This window comes from Blastopirellula marina, from assembly GCF_002967715.1.
In the GTDB taxonomy this organism is placed as follows: Bacteria; Planctomycetota; Planctomycetia; order Pirellulales; family Pirellulaceae; genus Bremerella; species Bremerella marina_B.
The window spans coordinates 688297-706545 of record NZ_PUIA01000016.1; the positions used below are offsets into that span (position 1 = coordinate 688297).

General features: G+C 56.5%; 15 protein-coding genes. 7 read left to right on the forward strand and 8 right to left on the reverse strand.

Features of this window, described 5'->3' with window-relative positions; translation table 11 throughout:
* The first annotated feature begins 249 nt into the window (after window positions 1–249).
* Window positions 250–1788: an Asp-tRNA(Asn)/Glu-tRNA(Gln) amidotransferase subunit GatA gene (gene gatA, locus C5Y96_RS04640; RefSeq protein WP_105350377.1), complete on the forward strand. Its 1539-nt coding sequence runs from the start codon at window positions 250–252 to the stop codon at window positions 1786–1788.
* A gap of 119 nt (window positions 1789–1907) precedes the next feature.
* Window positions 1908–3380, forward strand: a complete 1473-nt coding sequence (gatB, locus tag C5Y96_RS04645) for an Asp-tRNA(Asn)/Glu-tRNA(Gln) amidotransferase subunit GatB (protein ID WP_105350379.1) — start codon at window positions 1908–1910, stop codon at window positions 3378–3380.
* A 17-nt stretch (window positions 3381–3397) separates the two neighbouring features.
* Here gatB and C5Y96_RS04650 read toward each other — a convergent pair whose 3' ends face one another.
* Window positions 3398–3784: a hypothetical protein gene (locus C5Y96_RS04650; protein WP_105350381.1), complete on the reverse strand. Its 387-nt coding sequence runs from the start codon at window positions 3782–3784 to the stop codon at window positions 3398–3400.
* 108 nt (window positions 3785–3892) lie between these two features.
* On the opposite strand from C5Y96_RS04650, the gene C5Y96_RS04655 reads away from it, so the two are divergent.
* The 3 genes from C5Y96_RS04655 (at window position 3893) to C5Y96_RS04665 (ending at window position 6607) form a co-directional block, all read left to right on the forward strand.
* Entirely contained in the window at window positions 3893–4708 is an 816-nt protein-coding gene (locus tag C5Y96_RS04655; RefSeq protein WP_105350383.1) for an S-adenosyl-l-methionine hydroxide adenosyltransferase family protein, read from the forward strand.
* A gap of 110 nt (window positions 4709–4818) precedes the next feature.
* A complete protein-coding gene (locus C5Y96_RS04660; RefSeq protein WP_105350385.1) occupies window positions 4819–5106 on the forward strand; it encodes an adenosylmethionine-8-amino-7-oxononanoate aminotransferase in 288 nt (95 codons plus the stop codon).
* Window positions 5107–5158: 52 nt separating this feature from the next.
* On the forward strand, window positions 5159–6607 hold the full coding sequence (locus C5Y96_RS04665; RefSeq protein ID WP_105350387.1) for an APC family permease: 1449 nt from the start codon (window positions 5159–5161) through the stop codon (window positions 6605–6607).
* On the opposite strand, the gene C5Y96_RS04670 is transcribed toward C5Y96_RS04665, so the two are convergent.
* The 7 genes from C5Y96_RS04670 to C5Y96_RS04700 all read right to left on the reverse strand — a co-directional run bounded on the left by C5Y96_RS04670 (window position 6604) and on the right by C5Y96_RS04700 (window position 15679).
* Window positions 6604–8547: an ATP-binding protein gene (locus C5Y96_RS04670; RefSeq protein WP_105350390.1), complete on the reverse strand. Its 1944-nt coding sequence runs from the start codon at window positions 8545–8547 to the stop codon at window positions 6604–6606. The two genes, C5Y96_RS04665 and C5Y96_RS04670, sit on opposite strands and share 4 nt — an antisense overlap.
* Window positions 8534–9217 (reverse strand): hypothetical protein, encoded by a 684-nt coding sequence (locus C5Y96_RS04675; RefSeq protein WP_105350392.1) that lies wholly within the window; start codon window positions 9215–9217, stop codon window positions 8534–8536. The genes C5Y96_RS04670 and C5Y96_RS04675 overlap by 14 nt, the downstream gene beginning before the upstream one ends.
* A gap of 237 nt (window positions 9218–9454) precedes the next feature.
* The gene (locus tag C5Y96_RS04680) at window positions 9455–10177 is read right to left on the reverse strand and encodes a type 1 glutamine amidotransferase (protein WP_105350394.1); all 723 of its coding nucleotides are present in this window, start codon (window positions 10175–10177) and stop codon (window positions 9455–9457) included.
* On the reverse strand, window positions 10174–11529 hold the full coding sequence (bioA, locus tag C5Y96_RS04685) for an adenosylmethionine--8-amino-7-oxononanoate transaminase (RefSeq protein WP_105350396.1): 1356 nt from the start codon (window positions 11527–11529) through the stop codon (window positions 10174–10176). Before bioA ends, C5Y96_RS04680 begins: the two co-directional genes overlap by 4 nt.
* Window positions 11530–11613: 84 nt before the next feature.
* On the reverse strand, window positions 11614–12693 hold the full coding sequence (locus C5Y96_RS04690) for a coiled-coil domain-containing protein (protein WP_105350398.1): 1080 nt from the start codon (window positions 12691–12693) through the stop codon (window positions 11614–11616).
* Window positions 12690–14354, reverse strand: coding sequence for a hypothetical protein (locus C5Y96_RS04695; RefSeq protein WP_105350401.1), 1665 nt, complete (start codon window positions 14352–14354; stop codon window positions 12690–12692). The genes C5Y96_RS04690 and C5Y96_RS04695 overlap by 4 nt, the downstream gene beginning before the upstream one ends.
* Window positions 14351–15679, reverse strand: a complete 1329-nt coding sequence (locus C5Y96_RS04700; protein WP_105350403.1) for a MotA/TolQ/ExbB proton channel family protein — start codon at window positions 15677–15679, stop codon at window positions 14351–14353. Before C5Y96_RS04700 ends, C5Y96_RS04695 begins: the two co-directional genes overlap by 4 nt.
* A 641-nt stretch (window positions 15680–16320) precedes the next feature.
* Here C5Y96_RS04700 and C5Y96_RS04710 point away from each other — a divergent pair.
* Both C5Y96_RS04710 and C5Y96_RS04715 read left to right on the forward strand, forming a co-directional pair.
* The gene (locus C5Y96_RS04710; protein ID WP_105350407.1) at window positions 16321–16659 is read left to right on the forward strand and encodes a hypothetical protein; all 339 of its coding nucleotides are present in this window, start codon (window positions 16321–16323) and stop codon (window positions 16657–16659) included.
* A gap of 54 nt (window positions 16660–16713) precedes the next feature.
* Complete coding sequence (locus tag C5Y96_RS04715) at window positions 16714–18090, forward strand: helix-turn-helix domain-containing protein (RefSeq protein WP_105350409.1); 1377 nt, start codon at window positions 16714–16716, stop codon at window positions 18088–18090.
* Window positions 18091–18249: the final 159 nt, after the last annotated feature.

Consider the following 18249-nt stretch of genomic DNA (forward strand, 5'->3'; position numbering starts at 1 on the left):
GTTATTCGCAGTGCCTAAATTATGACCCTCGATATCGGTGTGCACCTCGGTGCTGCGTCTGATCGAATGGTCACCTTCTTGTTGGTAAATCGCTCTCACTTCTCTCGGTGATTGCCCCTTACGACGACTAGTCAACTGCGGCCAATTCCGCCATCATAGGCATTGAATTAAGTACACCTGTCCATAATTCAATAATCACTTAATGCGGCTTGTTCGCATCACTGTCGGAAAGAAAAGGCAAAACGCACGATGGCTTTGTACGAAGCGTCCGCCACCCAGTTGTTGTCTCAGCTTGAATCAGGCGAAGTCACCTCGGTCGAGGTAACCAAGGCCTGTCTCGACCGTATCCGCCAGCACGATGGTGCCGTGGGTGCGTTTCTGAAAGTGATGGACGAGAAGGCGCTGGCCCAAGCTGCCGAAGTTGATCGCAAGCGTAAAGCAGGCGAAGAGTTGGGCCTATTGGCTGGCGTGCCGGTCGCGGTGAAAGACTTGCTGTGTACCGAAGGGGAAGTCACCACATGTGCTTCCAAGATGCTCAAAGACTTCGTCCCGCCGTACAGCAGCACGGTGATCAAGAAGCTGCAAGCCGCCGACGCGGTGATCGTCGGTAAGACCAACATGGACGAGTTCGCCATGGGTGGTTCGACCGAGAACTCGGCCCTTGGCAAGACACGCAATCCTTGGAATACCGACCTCGTCCCTGGAGGTTCGTCGGGTGGTGCGGCGGCGTGCCTGGCCGCCCAGATGGTTCCCCTTTCGATCGGTACCGACACCGGCGGTTCGATCCGCCAGCCAGCTTCGTTCTGTGGTGTCGTCGGCCTGAAGCCAACCTACGGCCGTGTGAGCCGTTTCGGTCTGATCGCATTCGCCAGTAGCCTGGATCAGATCGGCCCGATGGCACGCACGGCGGAAGACACGGCCCTCTTCCTGGAAGCGATGAGCGGCCACGATCCGCAGGATTCGACTTCGGCAAACGTTCCTTGTCCGCTGTTCAGTAAGACGGTCGATCAACCTCTGGAAGGTTTGCGCATTGGCCTGGTGAAAGAGCACTTTGGCGAAGGTCTCGATGGCGACGTCGAAAAGGCGGTTCGCGAAGCGGTCTCGGTTTACGAAAAACTGGGGGCGAAGGTGGTCGACATTTCGCTGCCGCATAACAAGTACGGCATCGCGACCTATTACATCATCGCTCCGAGCGAGGCCTCGAGTAACCTGGCTCGCTTTGACGGTGCCCACTACGGGCATCGTTGCGATGAGGCGACGATGTTGGAGGAGTTGCAGAAGGAAAAGGATGCTTTGGTGGCAGCCGGCGATGAACTGGGCGTGAAGCGGATGGATACGCCACTGATTCGCATGTACCGCCAGAGCCGCGCCGAAGGGTTCGGTCCGGAAGTGAAGCGGCGCATTATGCTGGGTACCTACACGCTTAGCGCGGGGTACTATGATGCGTTCTACCTGAAAGCCTTGAAGGTTCGCCGCTTGATTCGCGAAGACTACGACAAGGCATTCAAGACCGTCGACCTGATCGTGGGGCCGACTGCTCCGAACCCAGCGTTCGCTGCCGGCTCGAAGACCAACGATCCGCTGGCCATGTACCTGGAAGACTTGTACACGGTGACTGCCAACCTGGCCGGCATTCCGGCGATGTCGATTCCCTGCGGGTTCACCAGCGGCGGCCTCCCGGTCGGTCTGCACATGCAGGCCCCGGCCTTGGAAGAAGATCGCCTGTTGCGGGCCGCCTACATGTTCCAGAAGGAAACCGACTGGCACGCCAAGACGCCGAGTTTGTAGAAGGCAAATACCAGGGGCATTCGCCCCCGGCTATTGCATCAGGGCCAAGAGTTGAGTCGCCCGTTTGGGCTCAAGAGATGGACGCTCGCACCAGCGAGGTTTGCGGATTAGGAAAAGTCATGAGCGACAATTACGACATCATTATCGGGCTGGAAGTTCACGTGCAGTTGGCGACCAAGACCAAGCTGTTTTGTCGCTGCAGTACGAAGTTCGGGGCTTCGCCCAATACGCAGACGTGTCCTGTTTGTCTGGGGATGCCAGGCTCGTTGCCGGTCATGAATCGCGAGGCATTCGCGCTAGGGCTGAAGACGGCCTGTGCGTTGAATCTGAATGTTCCTCGTTTCACCAAGTGGGACCGCAAGAACTACTACTACCCCGACCTCCCTAAGGGATATCAGATCAGCCAGTTTGATCTGCCGATGTCGGAAGATGGCTACCTGTGGATCAGCGATCCGAAAGAACAGTTCGAGGCCAAGAAGGTCGGTATCATCCGGGCTCACTTGGAAGAAGACGCCGGTAAGTCGATGCACGACGAGGCCGCCGGTAAGGCTGATACACGCATCGACTTGAATCGCACCGGGACGCCGCTGTTGGAAATCGTGAGCCAGCCGGACATGCGTTCGCCGCTGGAAGCGAAGGCCTACCTGAACGAGCTGAAGTTGATTTTGACCTATCTTGGCGTTTCCGACTGCAACATGCAGGAAGGCAGCCTCCGCGTCGATGCCAACGTCAACCTGCACATCAAGTCGGACGACCCCCACAAGATCGCGACGCCGATTGTCGAAATCAAGAACATGAACAGCTTCCGCGCCGTCGAGCGGGCCCTCGCTTACGAGGCGATTCGCCAGTACGACGAGTGGCAGGAAACGGGCAAGACGATCAAAGACGCCCCAAAGACGACGCGCGGTTGGGACGATCAGGCCCAGGTCACGCGGCCGCAGCGCGAGAAGGAAGATTCGAGCGACTATCGCTACTTCCCAGATCCCGACCTGGCCCCGGTGATCACCACCGAAGAAGAAGTGGAAGCCGTACAGCAAGCTCTATGTGAACTGCCGATGGCCATTCGCGAACGTCTGCACGATGGGTACGGTATACCCGCCTACGATGCCGACGTGATCGTCAACCAAGGCATCGTTGCCGTGACGTACTTCGAGGACCTGGCCCTCAAGACAGGCGACGCGAAGATGTCCAGTAACTGGGTCCAGCAGGATGTGCTGCGTGTGCTGAAGGAACGCGATCTGGAATTCGATCAATTCCCGATCACGGTCGAGCGGCTGTCGGGCCTTCTCAAAGCGATCATGAACAAAGAGATCGACACAACGCGGGCCAAGGATGTCTTCACGCAGATGCTCGACAGCGAGAAAGACGCCCCAGCGATCATGCAGGAAATGGGGATCGAGAAGGTCGATGACTCGGAACTCGACAACCTGGTCAAAGAGATCCTGCTGGCCAATCCCAAGGCGGTCGAAGACCTGAAAAACGGCGTGCAAAAGGCCGTGGGTGCGCTGATCGGTCAAGCCAAGAAGAAGAACCCCAACATCGACCCCGGTACCTTCCGCGAGAAGTGCTTGGAGTTGGTGAAGGATATGTAGAACTCGGATACGCGAGTTCAGGTCCGTTTCAGGCACAGCCATTTGTGCGACGGAGCGAATAGTGCATACAGCACGATGAGGCAAACTCGCCAGCGTTTGAACGTGCCGCTGACCTCCAGGTCGATCAGGGCTCCGGGTTGGACATTCAGCTCAATGGGTTCACTTTTCCATCCGTCCACCTTGGCGACCACGACCAGTTCGCCAGAATGCACAGGGATTGTGATCGTTTGGTTGATCCGAACGGAGTCGCAGCGGATGCCATCGACGAAGATTTGGTAGGCCCGCGCGCATCCCTGAAGCTCCCAAGGCCGCGTGACCCGAAGGGTCGCCTCGCCGGTCTCGTTTGGCACCTGGCCGGTGTCGATTTTCGGCGACTCAAACGGATTAACTTTGAGGGGCGTCATTGATGCGGTACTCAGTACGAAGTGGGAGCGTGTCTACTCGGTCGTTATAATGATTGACGCCGTGTCGCCGCAACTTTTGATCGAATCATCCCTTCAGATTGCCGCATCATGTTCACTCCTAGCGGAATCATCGCTCTTACCACCGACTTTCAGAGTGACTCGTTCTACGTCGCTGAAATGAAAGTCGCCGCGCATCAGATTGCGCGTGATGCGATGATCGTCGATGTCACGCATGCTATTCCTCCGCAAGATATCCAGCAGGCGAGTTGGACGCTACTTCGCGCTTTGGAAGCGTTCCCCGAAGGGACGGTGCATGTTTGCGTGGTCGATCCAGGTGTGGGCACCGAGCGTAAGATTTTGGCTGTGATCATTCACGGCCAGGCAGTGATTGCGCCGGACAACGGGCTATTTGATGTGATCGCGTCCAGGTACCACGTTGCAGCCGCGATCGAACTGAATAACGAAGTCTATTTCGGTCCGCGTCGCTCTCGTACATTCCATGGACGCGACATCATGGCCCCCGTGGCCGCGCACCTGGTGCGTGGGATTCCCCTGATGAGTCTCGGCGAAGCTATTCATCGTCCGCTGGTTACCGACCAGGCGAAGGCCAAGGTATTCGCCGAACGCGAAGGAGACGAGATTCACGGGCAGTTTGTCTACGCCGACTCGTTCGGGAACTGTGTGACGAGCATTTTTGAAGACGACATCCCCGAAGACTGGGATCGAAGGCAGTTGAAAGTAGAGTCGGGATTGTTCTCGGTCGACGGTATCGTTTCCACGTATGGAGAGCGTGAGCCAGGGGAATCCGCGGCATTGCTGGGCTCGTCTGGGCAGGTGGAGTGGGCGGTCGTTCAGGGAAGTGCCGCCCAAAAGTATGGGTTTGAGGCGGGGATGGCGGTTAAGATCGTGCGTGAAAAGGCTTGATTGGGTGGTTATCTGCCCTTAGCAGTCACAAGATGCTTGGCGAAATGGGCGGAGATAGCTAGAATCGCTCGCAAGATTCCTTCTCTTCCCCACATCAGGAACATGTCAACGTGCCGAGTCGCATCTCCGGAAAAGTCGTATCCATCTCGGAAACGGGAGACGCCATTACCGACTTGGCTCATGACCAATTGGTGGACGTCCCTCAAGACGATCGGACTTCCATCGAGTGCGGGGGGCACACTACGCTAGGCATTTATCCGCTTGATCACGACCAGCCTGAGATGACTTATGTGGCGGTTCTCGGCGGTAGCGGATACCTGGAATTGTCGCTCATTGGGGACAGTGCCGCGAAGTTCCTGGGACTGAAAGTCAACGACGACGTCACGATTAAGTGGTAGTCAGGCCAACTCATCATGTGCGTCCTTTCTCTAGCGGCAAAGAGTTCTTCGTATGACGCACAACCCTAACGAATCGGCAGCGTCCAACGCTTCTTCTGGCGTGACCTCGTCAGATGCACAGACCGAAGTGGATCATCAGCCGCGGAAGTTTGGCTTCTGGGCAGCTTACTTTCTGGTTGTCGCCAGCATGGTTGGGGCTGGGATATTGACTTCGTCCGGGTTCACTTTGCACGACACCGCCAACCCGGCGGCGTTGATGGTGATCTGGGTGTTGGGCGGGCTGCTCGCTTTGTGCGGAACGGTCACCATCGCGGAACTGGCCACCATGCTTCCCAGGGCTGGTAGTGACTATCTCTTCGTGCGAGAAGCATTCGGACGCGAAGCTGGCATTGTCGTCGGCTGGGCGACGTTCGTGCTGGGCTTTGCCGCACCGACGGCCGTTGTGGCACGCCTGTCGGCAAACTACCTTTCGATTCCCATGATCGAGCACTTCGACTTGGGGCTTGCAGCACCTTATCTGGAGCCAGGGCTGGCCACGCTGTTTGTGACAATCCTGATGACGATTCATTGCCTGGGGCATCGCGAGAGTAGCGGTTTGCAGGTTCTTTCGACGCTCGTAAAAATCTTTCTGCTGGTGAGTCTGGTCGTGATTGGCTTGAGCTTCGGCCAGGGGGACTGGGGGCACTTTGCTGCCAGCCATGTGCCCGATTCGAGCGAGTTTTTCACGCTGGGAATAGGATTGATTTACGTCAGTTACGCTTACACCGGCTGGAATGCAGCGGCCTACGTGGCTGGCGAAGTGCGCGATCCGGAACGTCTGTTGCCGCGCAGTTTGATCGCCGGGTGTGCGTCGGTGATGGGGCTTTATTTGCTGGTGAACCTGACGTACGTGTTCGCCTTGGATCCGCAGGAGATGACTCAGTTGAGTATTCCGGAAGTCATTCCGGTTGCTCAGTTGGCGGCCAAGAAGCTCTTTGGCAGCCAGGTCGCAGACGTGGTTTCGATTCTGTTGGGTCTGGGCATGTTGGCTTCCGTGAGTGCTTATATGCTTTCCGGACCACGTATTGCATTCGCGATGGCCAACGACGGTGCGTTTCCTCGCTTCGCTTCCAGGCTGCATGACCGCCGTCAGACACCTGTCGCTGCGATTATTGCACAAGGTCTTGTTGCGATCGGCATGGTTTGGGCAGGCCCATTTTTGGCGATCCTGAACTACACGGCGATCGGTCTGGCTGTGGTATCAGGGCTGGTGGTTGCCAGCATCTTTCCGCTGCGGCATCGCGAGGACTTGCCGCACCCTTATCGATTGCCGCTTTATCCGCTGCCCCCAGTTTTGTATTTGGCCCTAATGGGATGGATTGTGGCGACGGGGTTATTGCAAGACGTGCAGGGGCTACAACTCGACGAGCCCAAATTGCCGACAACCATGCTCAGCTTGCTGACGATCTTGCTGGGATTGCCGGTGGCCTACTTCCTGGCTCGACGTAGTCGTCCCGCCTAAACCGATGCGGCTTCGGCATGGAAGCGGATTAGTTCGATGAGCTTGGCGCGATCGACTGGTTTCGTCGTGTAGTCCGTGCAGCCCGCTTCGATACAGCGATTACGATCCTCGGCCATCGCATGGGCGGTTAACGCGATAATCGGTCCGTTGTATCCGTCGGCACGCAGTTTGGTCGAGGCCGTGTAGCCATCCATGATCGGCATCTGCATGTCCATCAGGATAACATCGAAAGGGCTGCCCGATTCGCTGGCAGCCGTCGCTTTCTGGTAGCCGAGCTCGCCATTTTCTGCCATGTCGACTTCAGCCCCTGCTTTTTTCAGCAGGAACGAAATCAGACGCTGATTGTCCGGGCCATCTTCGACAAGCAAGATCTTCAGCTCACGCAGCGCATTCTTGGTATCGCTCGGCTTGCTCTTTTCCAGATCCGGTGCGGAATAGGTCGTTTCCGGCTCTTGGAAGGTCACGTTGTGGAGCGGGCCTGGGTCAATGGTCAGGCGGAAGGTGGTTCCGGTATGCGATGTTTCCAGAATCGTCAGATCTCCTCCCAGGAGTTCCGCGAAGCGTTTACTGATAGTCAGTCCCAGGCCGGTTCCACCGAAACGACGCGACATCGAACCATCCGCTTGGGTGAATGGTTGGAAAAGTTTGCCACGCATTTCTTCCGAGATGCCGATGCCGGTATCGGTTACATCGATCTGAATTCTGCGATTGGGTGCCTTGCCGACCAGGCCGACGTTCATGTTTACGTTGCCTTCATGCGTAAACTTGATCGCGTTACTGAGCAGATTCATCAGGATCTGCCGCAGTCGGGTTGGGTCGGTCAGAATCATTTCGGGAATCGGACCACTGTATTCCACGTTGATGTTCAGCTTCTTTTCTTCTGCGCGGACTTGCATCAACTGGCGAATGTCGGCAATCAGGCGATGCAGCGAGCAGGGCAAGTTCTCGACTTGGAACTTGCCGGCTTCGATTTTCGAGAAGTCCAGTAAGTCATTGATCAGCGAAATCAAGTGCGAGCCATTTCGACGAATTGTTTCGATGGCATCAATGCGTTCGACAGGTGCCTTGTAAATGTCGCCCGTTTCCAGCAGCACGTCGGCAAACCCCAGGATGGCGGTCAGTGGAGTGCGGATTTCGTGGCTCATGTTTGCCAAGAAGGCGCTCTTGGCCCGGTTGGCACCCTCGCTGGATTCGATGGCCTTGCGAAGCTCGATGGTTTGTCGTTCGAGGCGTTCGTGCGATTCCTGCAGAACCAAACGCTGCAGTTCAATCTCGCGGGTTCGCTCGGTCACTTCCCGTTCGACTTCGGCCTGCATCTTCTCCATCTCGGCGCGGCGATTGGCGATCACTGTCATTTCGCGACAGCTGATCCAGGTCGAGTAAATCAAGAAGACATCCTCGAAGACTATCCAGCCGACGTGTTCCAGGGACCGATGCCAACCGAATAGCGAAATGCCGTAGAGCGATTCCGGCCACAGTAAGCCACGCACCAGGTGATCGACCGCGACAACGATCGACGCGGTAACCAGGACTTTCCAGTCTCGATAGAACGCGAGAAACGCTAACGAACCGAAGATATGAAAGTGCGCTTCAATGCGGCCACCCATCAGGTGAATCAGCAGTGCCGATGCTAAAGCCTGCCCGACCGCAATGGTCTGCCGGGTGATGGCCTTGCCGGGATAGTACCTGGCCAACAATATCGGTAAGCTACAGATCAGCCCGCCGACGACCAAGGCCGACCAGATATGGGGATGAATGTATTGCGTTCGACCAGCCCAGGAGTAAGGCGAAACCCACAGCGCGATCCCGATTCCAGCAATCCACTGAAAGAGCATGAGCCACGCGAACATGTGGTCCGTGCGGCGATAGATCGAATCGCGATGCTCTTCCAGCAACTCGCGAGCTCGGTCGTTGATGGGACGATCTTCACTTAACGCCATGTTCAGATCCTCGGCTGTTGATCACGACTTCAGATGGCGTAACGAGTATCGGGCAGCCGAAAACATTCGTTCGGTCGCAGTCGGTTTCTCCATCGAGAACGTACTGGACGATCGATTTGCGACCGAGGTTGTCCCCTTCGTGGCCTCGTGTCGGCGTGATGCCGCCACTGAAGATTCTTCGTCCGTCGCCGGAGTAAAGCATCGTATGGCCGGAGGTTAAAGCACCGAACTGTTGTGCGAGTTGGCCGTCGGCATCATTGGTGATGTGTACGTTGGGAATTGCCAATGCTTGACGAACCTTACTCGTATCTTCCCACTGCATTTCCGTTGGTGAATAAAAAATCACTTGCGTATTGAGGCGAACGCCACAAACCGCTTGAATGCGGGCCAGTTCATTCAGCGTTGCAACCGAGCAAGGGCATTGGGGGTGAATGAAGACCATCAGATTGGGACGCTGCGTGTCAAGCTTGATGGAGTGGTTGATCGGCCACACCATGCCATGGTCGCTTCGTTGCCCCGGGATATTGTGATAGCCCAGCAGGGCCGTGAACGCGCCTCCGATTAACACCACCCAAATACCGGCAATCACGGGAAGTAGGGACCGCCCTGCGTGAGATATCCCACGCGGTTGGGTGTCTTCCTTCATCGCTTGTTGCCATTGGTCGTACATAGGAGTGAAATTCCGATCAAGAACCTGCACCAGCCGGGTTCTCCACTGATTCCCGTCTGAGCCAAAGCTTAGGTCAGTGGGAAACGCGATGCGTTATTTCAACATGATGATGAGGCTAACCGTAGGTAAGCTCTAACGGCTTTGACGGTTGCTCCGGTTGTGCCGGAGCGGTGGGACACCTAGAAGGGGTGTCTGGAAGTGAGCTTTGGCGTTTGGGCAACCGCGTTCCCTGATGACCTAGCGCAGATAGTGATCTCGGAAGAGCTTTAGCAAGGTTTCGCACTGGGGGGCCGCCTGGCACTGACTGCGAAATTCGTAGTAAGGAACCTGGGCGATTCGTTCGCAGTATTCCGGGTAGGCTTCGACGCGACTGAGCAGCGTTGGTAACGTCAGTTCGGGATGAAACTGGGTGCAGTAAATGGGGCGTCCATCAAAGCGAAATGCTTGCTGGGCGACAGTCTCGGTCGAGGCCAACAACGTGGTTCCCGGTGGCAGCTCGATGACGCGATCTTCGTGCCCCATATAGGCCTCGAAGCTTTCGGGCAGATGCGAGAAGATGGGGTCGAGCTTGCCTGCTTCGGTCAGGCTCACCAGGCTGGTTCCCAACTCGGCGTGCTCCAGGTCGTGAATGACTTTGCCGCCGGCTGTCCTGGCCAAGGATTGAAATCCCCAGCAAGACGCGAACGTTGGTTTTCCACTGTCCAGTAGTCGCTGTAAGCTGACCAACGCGTGCTGCATCCAGGGGGCATTGCTGGTAACACTGTAACGTCCCGAGCCGCCAATCATGACCATGTCGACTTCGGCCAGGTGCGAAGCATCCAGGCTTGTGGAAAGCAAGTCGAAGACCGTGATCGACTCTTGCGGACACCGCAGGGCGTCGGCAAAGCAGCCGATCTCTTGCTCGCGAATGGGATCATCGGCATCGCGAATCTGAATCAGCAGGTAACGATAGTCGTTCATGACAGAGTCGCTTTATGCAAAGTGACGTAATCAATTGCCTGGGCGATGACCTCGCACATGGTATCGATTTGCTCGGGGGAAACGGCCAAGGGAGGCATGATCACAATTACATCCCCCAGAGGTCGAATCCACAGGCCATGCTCCAAAGCAAACTGACAGACCTGGTTGCCGTGCCGTTGGGGCCAGGGGAAGTGCTCGCCGGTCTCGCGATCCTTGACCAGTTCGACGGCCGCGATCATGCCATATTGCCGCACGTCGCCCACGTGAGGATGCTCGCTAAGGCGGCTTAAGTACTGCGCGATGCGTTCGATTTTAGCAGGAAGTTGGGCGAGCGTATCTTCCTGCTCGAAGACATCGAGCGTGCCTATCGCCGCTGCGGCGCTCAATGGATTACCCCCGAACGTGTGCCCATGACAAAGCTGCTTCGCCTCGGCATAGTCACCCAGGTAGGCGTTCCAGATTTCAGTGGTCGCGATCGCGGCACTCATGGGAAGGTAACCGCCGGAAAGCCCTTTGCCCAGGCACAGAATATCAGGCACGACATCCTCTTGCTGGCAGCCGAACATGGTGCCTGTGCGCCCCATGCCCACGGCCACTTCGTCGGCAATCATCAATACGCCATACTTTCGCGTCAATTCGCGAACACCTCGCAGGTATCCTTCCGGCTGCATGATCATGCCTGCCGCCCCGAGGATCAGCGGCTCGATCACCACGGCAGCGATCGACTCGTGATGCTTGGCCAAGGTTTTTTCGAGTATCTGAAGATGATGTTGGCAACTGGTGTCCTTGGTCGGTGTGCGGCGATCAGGAATAGGCAGGCGATGAACCGGAAACATCAACGGCTTGAACACCGCGTTGAAGCGATCGACGCCCCCCACGCTGATCGTGCCGATGGTGTCGCCGTGATAGGCGTCTTCAAATCCGATGTACGATGTCTTCTGCGGCTGGGGGTTCTCGCACTGATGCCAATATTGAAAGGCCAGCTTGATCGCGACTTCGAGTGCCGATGCGCCATCGCTGCAAAAGAAAGTGTGATCGAGATCTCCTGGCGTAAGATCTGCCAGACGCTTGGCCAGTTGAATGGTTGTGCTGTTCGAGCAGCCCAGGTTCGTCACGTGGGCGACCTTGCCCAGTTGCTCTTTGATCGCGGCATCAATCGTCGGGTGCTGGTGACCGTGGACGTTGCACCACATGCTGCTCACCCCATCGATCAGCCGGCGACCTGACGTATCGATCAGTTCGCACCCTTGGGCCGATTCAATGATCAGCGGCTCGTAGCAAGCCATCTGGGTGAAGGCATGCCAGACGTAGTGCTTGTCCCAGTCGTTTAGCTGCTGCGTGGTCGGAGTCATATGCGAAACAGAAATAAGGCCCGAAAGGAAAGACCTTATTGTAGAGCAAGACGCAAGCAAGGTCAGGCTGGGACCGGTCGCTCGCTACTGCGAAGAGGAGCGAGAACCTTGTGGGCTCCCACCAATCGGGTAGTCTTCCGGCAGCGGACGTGCGGCCGTCGTGAACCCGATTTCGTACAAGTCGTCGCGGACTTTGCGGAAGTCGCCGTAGCTGTCGGGATAGGTCCAGATGGTGATCGTGGTCCGAGACGGATCGAGCGAGGCGACGATGTCACGGAAACGCGAGCCTGGCTGCAAGGCTTCGTTCACCGGGAAACCGAGCTCTTCCGTCTCTGGTTCCAACGTGAAATTCTTCAGCTCGATACCACCCCGCGTGGCGGTGCCGAGTGAGGTTTCCATTTCGTAGGAACGATTGACCAGCGTGTACTGCATGACGTAGCCGTTCATCGGGCCCACGCGAGCAACGGCCTGACCGTCTCGCCGAGCACGGTCCAAATGGCTGCGAGCATCATTCTTCATCGCTTCAACCAGGCGTTCCATCGGAACGTACGAGATACGTCCATGACGCAGGCGGAAGTGTTCTTCCTGGCCGAAAACTGTCTTGGCCAGCGGCGTGGGGTAGTGGGCCAGTTCTTTGACTTCGGGCCGGTAGTCACGCAGACTCTCGATCTGATCGTACAGTTCTTCCAACTGGGAAGTGGTATGCAGCAATTCGCGCTGCTGGGCGACTTCCTCTTGTTTCGTGCTAGAAAGCTCTTGCTGCTTTTGATTTAGCGTGGTTTCTGCCGCCGTCAGAAACAATTGCAGCTGATTGCGTTCTTCGAAGGCCAGCTTCGCTTGTTGTTGAACGCTGACAATCTCTTGCTGAATGGTCGCCACGTCTTGGGCCATGCTGTTCAGCTCGGCCAGCGTTGGGCCTTGCGGTTTGGGTGGCGACTTGGGCAACTCGGGTTCGGGCGTGGGGGCTGGGATCGATAGGGACGGCGGTTTGACGGGCTCGTCCGTTTTGCCAATGGCAGCGTCCACGATGGCATCGCGGGCCGTGATGCCCACCACCATGATCAGGATGATCAGAATCCCAACCAGGTTGGTCACCACGTCGAGAAATGAATCGAGCGACGGGGCGTTCTTGTCAACGCTATTGGATTTGGCTGGACGTCTCACTTGCGATTCACCTCGATCCCGGAACCGTACAAGAGCGTTTCCAACTGCCGCACCACGGGCTCGCCGCCTTGTTCGACGGTGATTTGCAGGATGGGTTTCCAGTAGAAGTTACGGCCGGCCATGCCCCAGCTATCGATGCGGGTATGGATCAGGCGAACCAGCTTGTCGACGGCTGCTTCCATGTCACCATTGACCGGCACGGTTTCCGCCGGACCAAGGACGCCTCGTTCTTGAACCAATGTCATTTGCTCGCCACTTACGACTAGCGTGACAGGACGGGTGATGGCCGTATTCTTAGGACCTGCCGAAGGTAAAGCCCAGTTGCCACCACGTGTTGCCGCGATAGGCTTGGCGGACGAACGGTTTCCGCCTGTTCCGCCGGAAGCGTCTTTTTGGTCGGGACCGTTGGGTTGAGCGTACTGAACGCCATGTTTGCCTTCCCCGGTGCGCAACTCGGGTGGAGCTTGCTGAGGATAGAAGGCGGATGATAGTTGCTGTTGGGGTGGCTTTTGCTGCGTGCCGTCGACAGGGCTTGTCGCACGACCGGTTCCCATTTGGCCGGAACCACCATACGCTTCGGCAGGCATGTCACCGTTACCATTGCCACGTTCGACGAAGCGATTTTCAAGGAACTCTTCGTCGTCGCCGCCGCCACCACCGACAGCTTGGAAGCCGCCGTTGCGCGTTGCGGTGAGATACTGATCTTCGATCCGGCCATATTTCTTGGGAGCCGCCATGACTAGCTCGATCTTGCGGCGTCGGGCTAGTTCGACAGTTTCGATTAGCCGCTTTGCCAGGAAGCGATCGGCAGGTGGATAGGCAAGTTCGGTATCTTCGTCGACCAGTTCGTAGCCGAATTCGTCGTCCCAGCCATTCAAGGCTTCACGAGCCGCGGCGTACGACTCGGCTCCGCCAGGACGCACGATCAACAGGGGATAAGGATTGCCTTGGCCAGGTACGCCTTGCGATTGTCGATACTCACGAATCGTCCGCAACGAGGCGGCCAACGGATTTCCAGGCCCGAGCGGTTCCTGAAAATCGATGCCGGTCAGACCGATCCCTTCCGGTTGGATAATCACGCGATCGGCCGTGCATTCAATGTAGATCGGCTGGCGGCGGGTACCGCTCTGGCCGTCGTAGGGAACCAATGCATAGGCTGGCTTGCGTCCTTTGATTTCTTGACGAACTTTTTCGAGCTCAGTCTGGGCTTCGGCGATCTGTTGATTCAGACGCTGCTTCTGCGTTTCAAAGTCGTCGGCACTACCGGTGACGTTTTCCGTTTCCCCTTCCAGGACGGCAATATCGCCGCGTAGCTTGCGGATCTTTTCGGTCAGACGGTGGCTATGGTCTTCCAGGCCGGAAAGTTGCAGACGAGCCTCTTCCAGTTGCTTGAGTCGTGCGACTCGCAGTTGCTCGAGCTCTTTCATCTGCTCGGTGTAGTCTTCTACCGGTTCCGGCTCTGGTGCCGGAGCAGGAAGCTCTGGTTCTACAGGAGCAGGGACTGAGAGCGCCGGTAGATCGACCGCGACCGCTTCCGTACGGGCCTGAAGGACCATCACCACGAAGAGCACAATCAAGGCTCCCATAGTGCAGATCAGGACGGCCAGGAAGGGGAACAGCGAGATCTCGACCGTATGTCGTGCTGAACGACGTCGACTCACGCGGCTTGGCCTTTATCCTTGCGATCGAGTTGAACCGTGGCATGTCCACCACTGGACATCCGCGAGTTGAGCAAGTGAATGGTCGCGGCCAGGCTTTGCACCGTTTCTTCAAAGTGCTGCTTGCCGGCCAAAGTTTCCAGGTTGCGATTGAGGGAGTGTTCCAGGTTGGCAACCTCGCCGGTCGCTTCGACCACCTTCAATAGGATGGTCCCTTGCTCCGTCAATTGTTCATGCTGGGCATGAATGGACGAACTGACCTGGTACAAAGCATCAATCACGCCGTTAAGTTGCTCGGCCGAACGTTGAATCGTGTGCTGCTGGGCAGCAGCAAATGCGTCGGCATGTGTTTTCAGCGATTCGGTCATGGCGTTGTGCAGGGCCGTTTCCATCTGCTCGCTACTTGCCGAGATCAACCGTTGCCAATGTTGATGAGCTGAGGATACCGTGTCTCGCCATAGTTCTGTCTGGCGAACGACAAGATCTTGCGTAGTCTGAATGGTACGTTCGGCCATCTTCTTGACGGCCAGTACGCTAGGATCGGTCGCGCTACCTTCGGTTTCGAATCGTGCTGTCAGTTCGTCGGCGGCGATCGCATCGACATTGCTGAGCAGTTCGGACTCGACACGCCCCAATACGAACTGGGCGAACATAAGCCCAATGGAAAGGGTTAACGCAAGTGCAGTGGTATCGAACGCCACGCTGAGACCTTGTAGCAGGCTCTCCATGGCGACCTTAGGTTCGTTCACCAATGCTTCGGGCGAAAGGTTACCCAGTGCCAGCGTGATACCAATCACGGTACCCAAAAAGCCCAGCATCGGAGTGGCCCAGATCACGATGCGAACCATCGAATAATCGTGTTCGCATTTCTCTTGATCAATATCGGCCAGGTATTTCAGTTCATCTTGCAGATTCGAGGCCGTCTGGCTGGCATGAACATGCTGCAGGCCCTTGGTGAGCCGCTGAAACAAAAGTGTTGGATGGAAGCACTCCGGCAATTCATGCAACGCATTGAGCAGCAGCGGGGCCTTCTCAATCTTGTCGCGACCATTCTCTTGCGGCGGCAGATCGACCTGGCTCAGCGAGCGAAACTCGCCGATCAGTTGACCTCCCTTTAATAGCAATGCAGCTACACCCACCATAAACATGGCAACTTCCGCGTATTCGACCGGGTGAGCGGTAACGTAGCGAAGCAGAGGGTGATGGGGGATGATGCCAAAGTGGATAGCACCATAGAACAAGACCGTCAGAGCCGTACCGATCAGAATCGGCCAACCCAACTTTGCGGCGATGGACTGGGAAATTTTGGGGGCGTCCGTCTGTTGCACAATCGAACTCCTTCTCGATGGCACCGCTCATCCCGGGGTAAGGGGGCGGAACAAAAGGGAAACTCGCGTTAATCGTTAGAATCGACATTTCGACCCCTAACTAATCAGACAAAATCGGAAGTCGTTTTCGAACGCTGTTAGTCTGGGGAGATACGGAGGGTTGCGATAATGCGATAGATTTTTCGAGTTTCGCCCCAAAAGAGCTTCAATAGCGATCGCCGGAGTGCCGATAACTTTAACCGTCGAGGCAATCAACGCTTCGATAACTACCGCCCACAGGCGGACTTGCTGAAATGCAATCGCGCAAAAGCGCGTCGAATTAAATCCCGGGGGGGAAATGAATGTTCGGCCGACGGACTTGTCCGTCGGCCGATGTTCTTTCTTGACCAAATAATTTTCGGGTATCCGCCAGCACCCCTTCTTCCCTCAAAATCGCTGTTTGTGGGTTTCCCCAGCACTGATAAACTGCCGCTTCTTAGGGCGAAAATGGCTTGTTTGCAACACTGAACCCCCTGAAGTGGCTGTTGTTGCCTGTGAATTCTCCCTAACTAACCATCAGATAATTAGTTGCATCTCGGAATTGGGCTTCTAGAATAAGTCTTGGAGGAACGATTCCGTAAATCGCGTAATCTAGGTGATTTATGTGGAAGTCGCTTCTTTCGGCGATCGTTGTCATGATCGCGGTAACGCTAAGCGTTGAACTTTTCCGCAGTACTCCGTCTGCAATGGCCCAGAAACATGGTGGGCTACCGGTTTCGAGTAGTCTGGTCGTTCATGCGGCCAAGACAGAGGACGGCGGGCAGCTCATGATCATGGTCGATCCGGAGACCCGGGTTATGGCCGTGTATCACGTGGACGGAAATACAGGGAAAGTTTCCCTGAAAAGCGTTCGCAACTTACAATGGGATTTACTCATCGAGGAATTTAACGGGGGCACGCCGAGCCCGCGTGAGATTCGTACACTGATCAACCAATCGTAGCGACGAAGTCCAAGCTCATAGGCTTCCGCTAGGTTGGACCTTTTGGGAGCCATCATGGCTGACTATCTTCCGCTTTCTGAATTCGCTGCCAAGTTAGGCGTATCTGAAGACACGATTCAAGATCTGCGCGAGCGCGGCAAGGTGCGTGCGTTCCGCGATGGATCGAGCTGGAAGTTCAAGGAAGACGAACTCGAAAAGGCCCGTGGTATCTTGGCCGAGGAAGATCTCGGTGGAGGTGACAGTGAGAGCCAGGAATTCGAGCTCAGCGGAATTACCGATTCCGATGAAGGCTCGTCCGGTTCGATGGACAGCATTCTGATTTCCGATACCGGCGAAGGCGGCGACAGCGGTTCGTCCAATATCATCGGACAAGATTCCGACAGCTCGCTGAGCCTGGATAGTGATATCGGTTTGGCCGACGATTCCAGCAGCGTTGACCCTGCCGGGGAATCGAATCTAAGCAGCTTGAGCCTCGGCGAAGGCTCCGACATTCTCGAAGGTTCGTCGATCAACAAGCCGCTCGACGACGATAGCTTCAGCCTGGAAGATGACGACGTAGAGCTGAGCCTCAGCGATGAAGGCAGCGATGCGAACATCGATCTGGGGGGTGAACCATCCGACCCGGAAGGGACCGGCAGCGGTTTGAGCCTTGCGTTGGAAGATGAATCGCTGGACCTTGGTACCAGCGGTATCGGCATGGACGACAACGACAGCAGTGGTGAACTCACGCTCGATATCGAAGATGACGAAGACAGCAGCATGGATCTGCTGGCCTCGGAAAGTGAACTTGGTCTGGCCGACGAACCTGCAGCGAAGGCGGGAAGCGGCAATAGCGAAATCAACCTGGTTGATGACGATAGTGGCCTGGGTCTGGTTGCGGAAGCCGATGAAGACGATGACTTTTCGCTTTCGACCGGCGACAGTGGTCTCGAACTGATCAGCGCTGACGAAGCGGAAGAAATGGTCGCCGACAGCACCGACGACGACGAGATCGGCGAAGCCGTAGCTGGCGGTGCCGCGGAAGATGACTTCCTGTTGACCCCGGTCGAAGGGGATCTGGAAGACGACGATAGCGGATCGCAAGTGATTGCGTTGGACTCGGATTCGATGTCTTCGGAATCGGGCCTGTTTGGAAGTGCATCGCTCGAAGGGGCTGATTTCGGCGGCTTGGGTGATAGCGACGGCCTGGAGGCGGACGACTCAGTGATGGCCGGTGCCGGAACGATGGCTGCCGCGGCTCCTGTGGCCGCAGCACCAGCCGAGGTGCCTTACTCGTTCATGAATGTTCTCAGCCTGGGGGCCACCGCGCTGCTGCTTTTAGTGTGCGGCCTGATGGTGACCGACCTGATGTGGAACATGTGGAGTTTCAGCGAGCCCTATTCCCTGACCAGCACGCTGATGGACGGTATCTTGAATCTGCTACCTTCGTAGTGATTCATGATTTGAATCTGATCAAACAGGAGCCGCGTTTCCCCCACGGGAGACGCGGTTCTTTTTGTTTTTGGCGGTTGGTAGTTAGGGCGATTCGGGGCATCACGCCGTAAAATCGCTACCAATTCTCGCTACTTCTGACTGCGGGTTCCCCAAGAC

Coding starts and splice junctions, on each gene's coding strand:
- gatA (WP_105350377.1), top strand. CDS start 250: ATGGCTTTGTACGAAGCGTCCGCCACCCAGTTGTTGTCTCAGCTTGAA.
- gatB (WP_105350379.1), top strand. CDS start 1,908: ATGAGCGACAATTACGACATCATTATCGGGCTGGAAGTTCACGTGCAG.
- C5Y96_RS04650 (WP_105350381.1), bottom strand. CDS start 3,784: ATGACGCCCCTCAAAGTTAATCCGTTTGAGTCGCCGAAAATCGACACC.
- C5Y96_RS04655 (WP_105350383.1), top strand. CDS start 3,893: ATGTTCACTCCTAGCGGAATCATCGCTCTTACCACCGACTTTCAGAGT.
- C5Y96_RS04665 (WP_105350387.1), top strand. CDS start 5,159: ATGACGCACAACCCTAACGAATCGGCAGCGTCCAACGCTTCTTCTGGC.
- C5Y96_RS04670 (WP_105350390.1), bottom strand. CDS start 8,547: ATGGCGTTAAGTGAAGATCGTCCCATCAACGACCGAGCTCGCGAGTTG.
- C5Y96_RS04675 (WP_105350392.1), bottom strand. CDS start 9,217: ATGTACGACCAATGGCAACAAGCGATGAAGGAAGACACCCAACCGCGT.
- C5Y96_RS04680 (WP_105350394.1), bottom strand. CDS start 10,177: ATGAACGACTATCGTTACCTGCTGATTCAGATTCGCGATGCCGATGAT.
- bioA (WP_105350396.1), bottom strand. CDS start 11,529: ATGACTCCGACCACGCAGCAGCTAAACGACTGGGACAAGCACTACGTC.
- C5Y96_RS04710 (WP_105350407.1), top strand. CDS start 16,321: ATGTGGAAGTCGCTTCTTTCGGCGATCGTTGTCATGATCGCGGTAACG.
- C5Y96_RS04715 (WP_105350409.1), top strand. CDS start 16,714: ATGGCTGACTATCTTCCGCTTTCTGAATTCGCTGCCAAGTTAGGCGTA.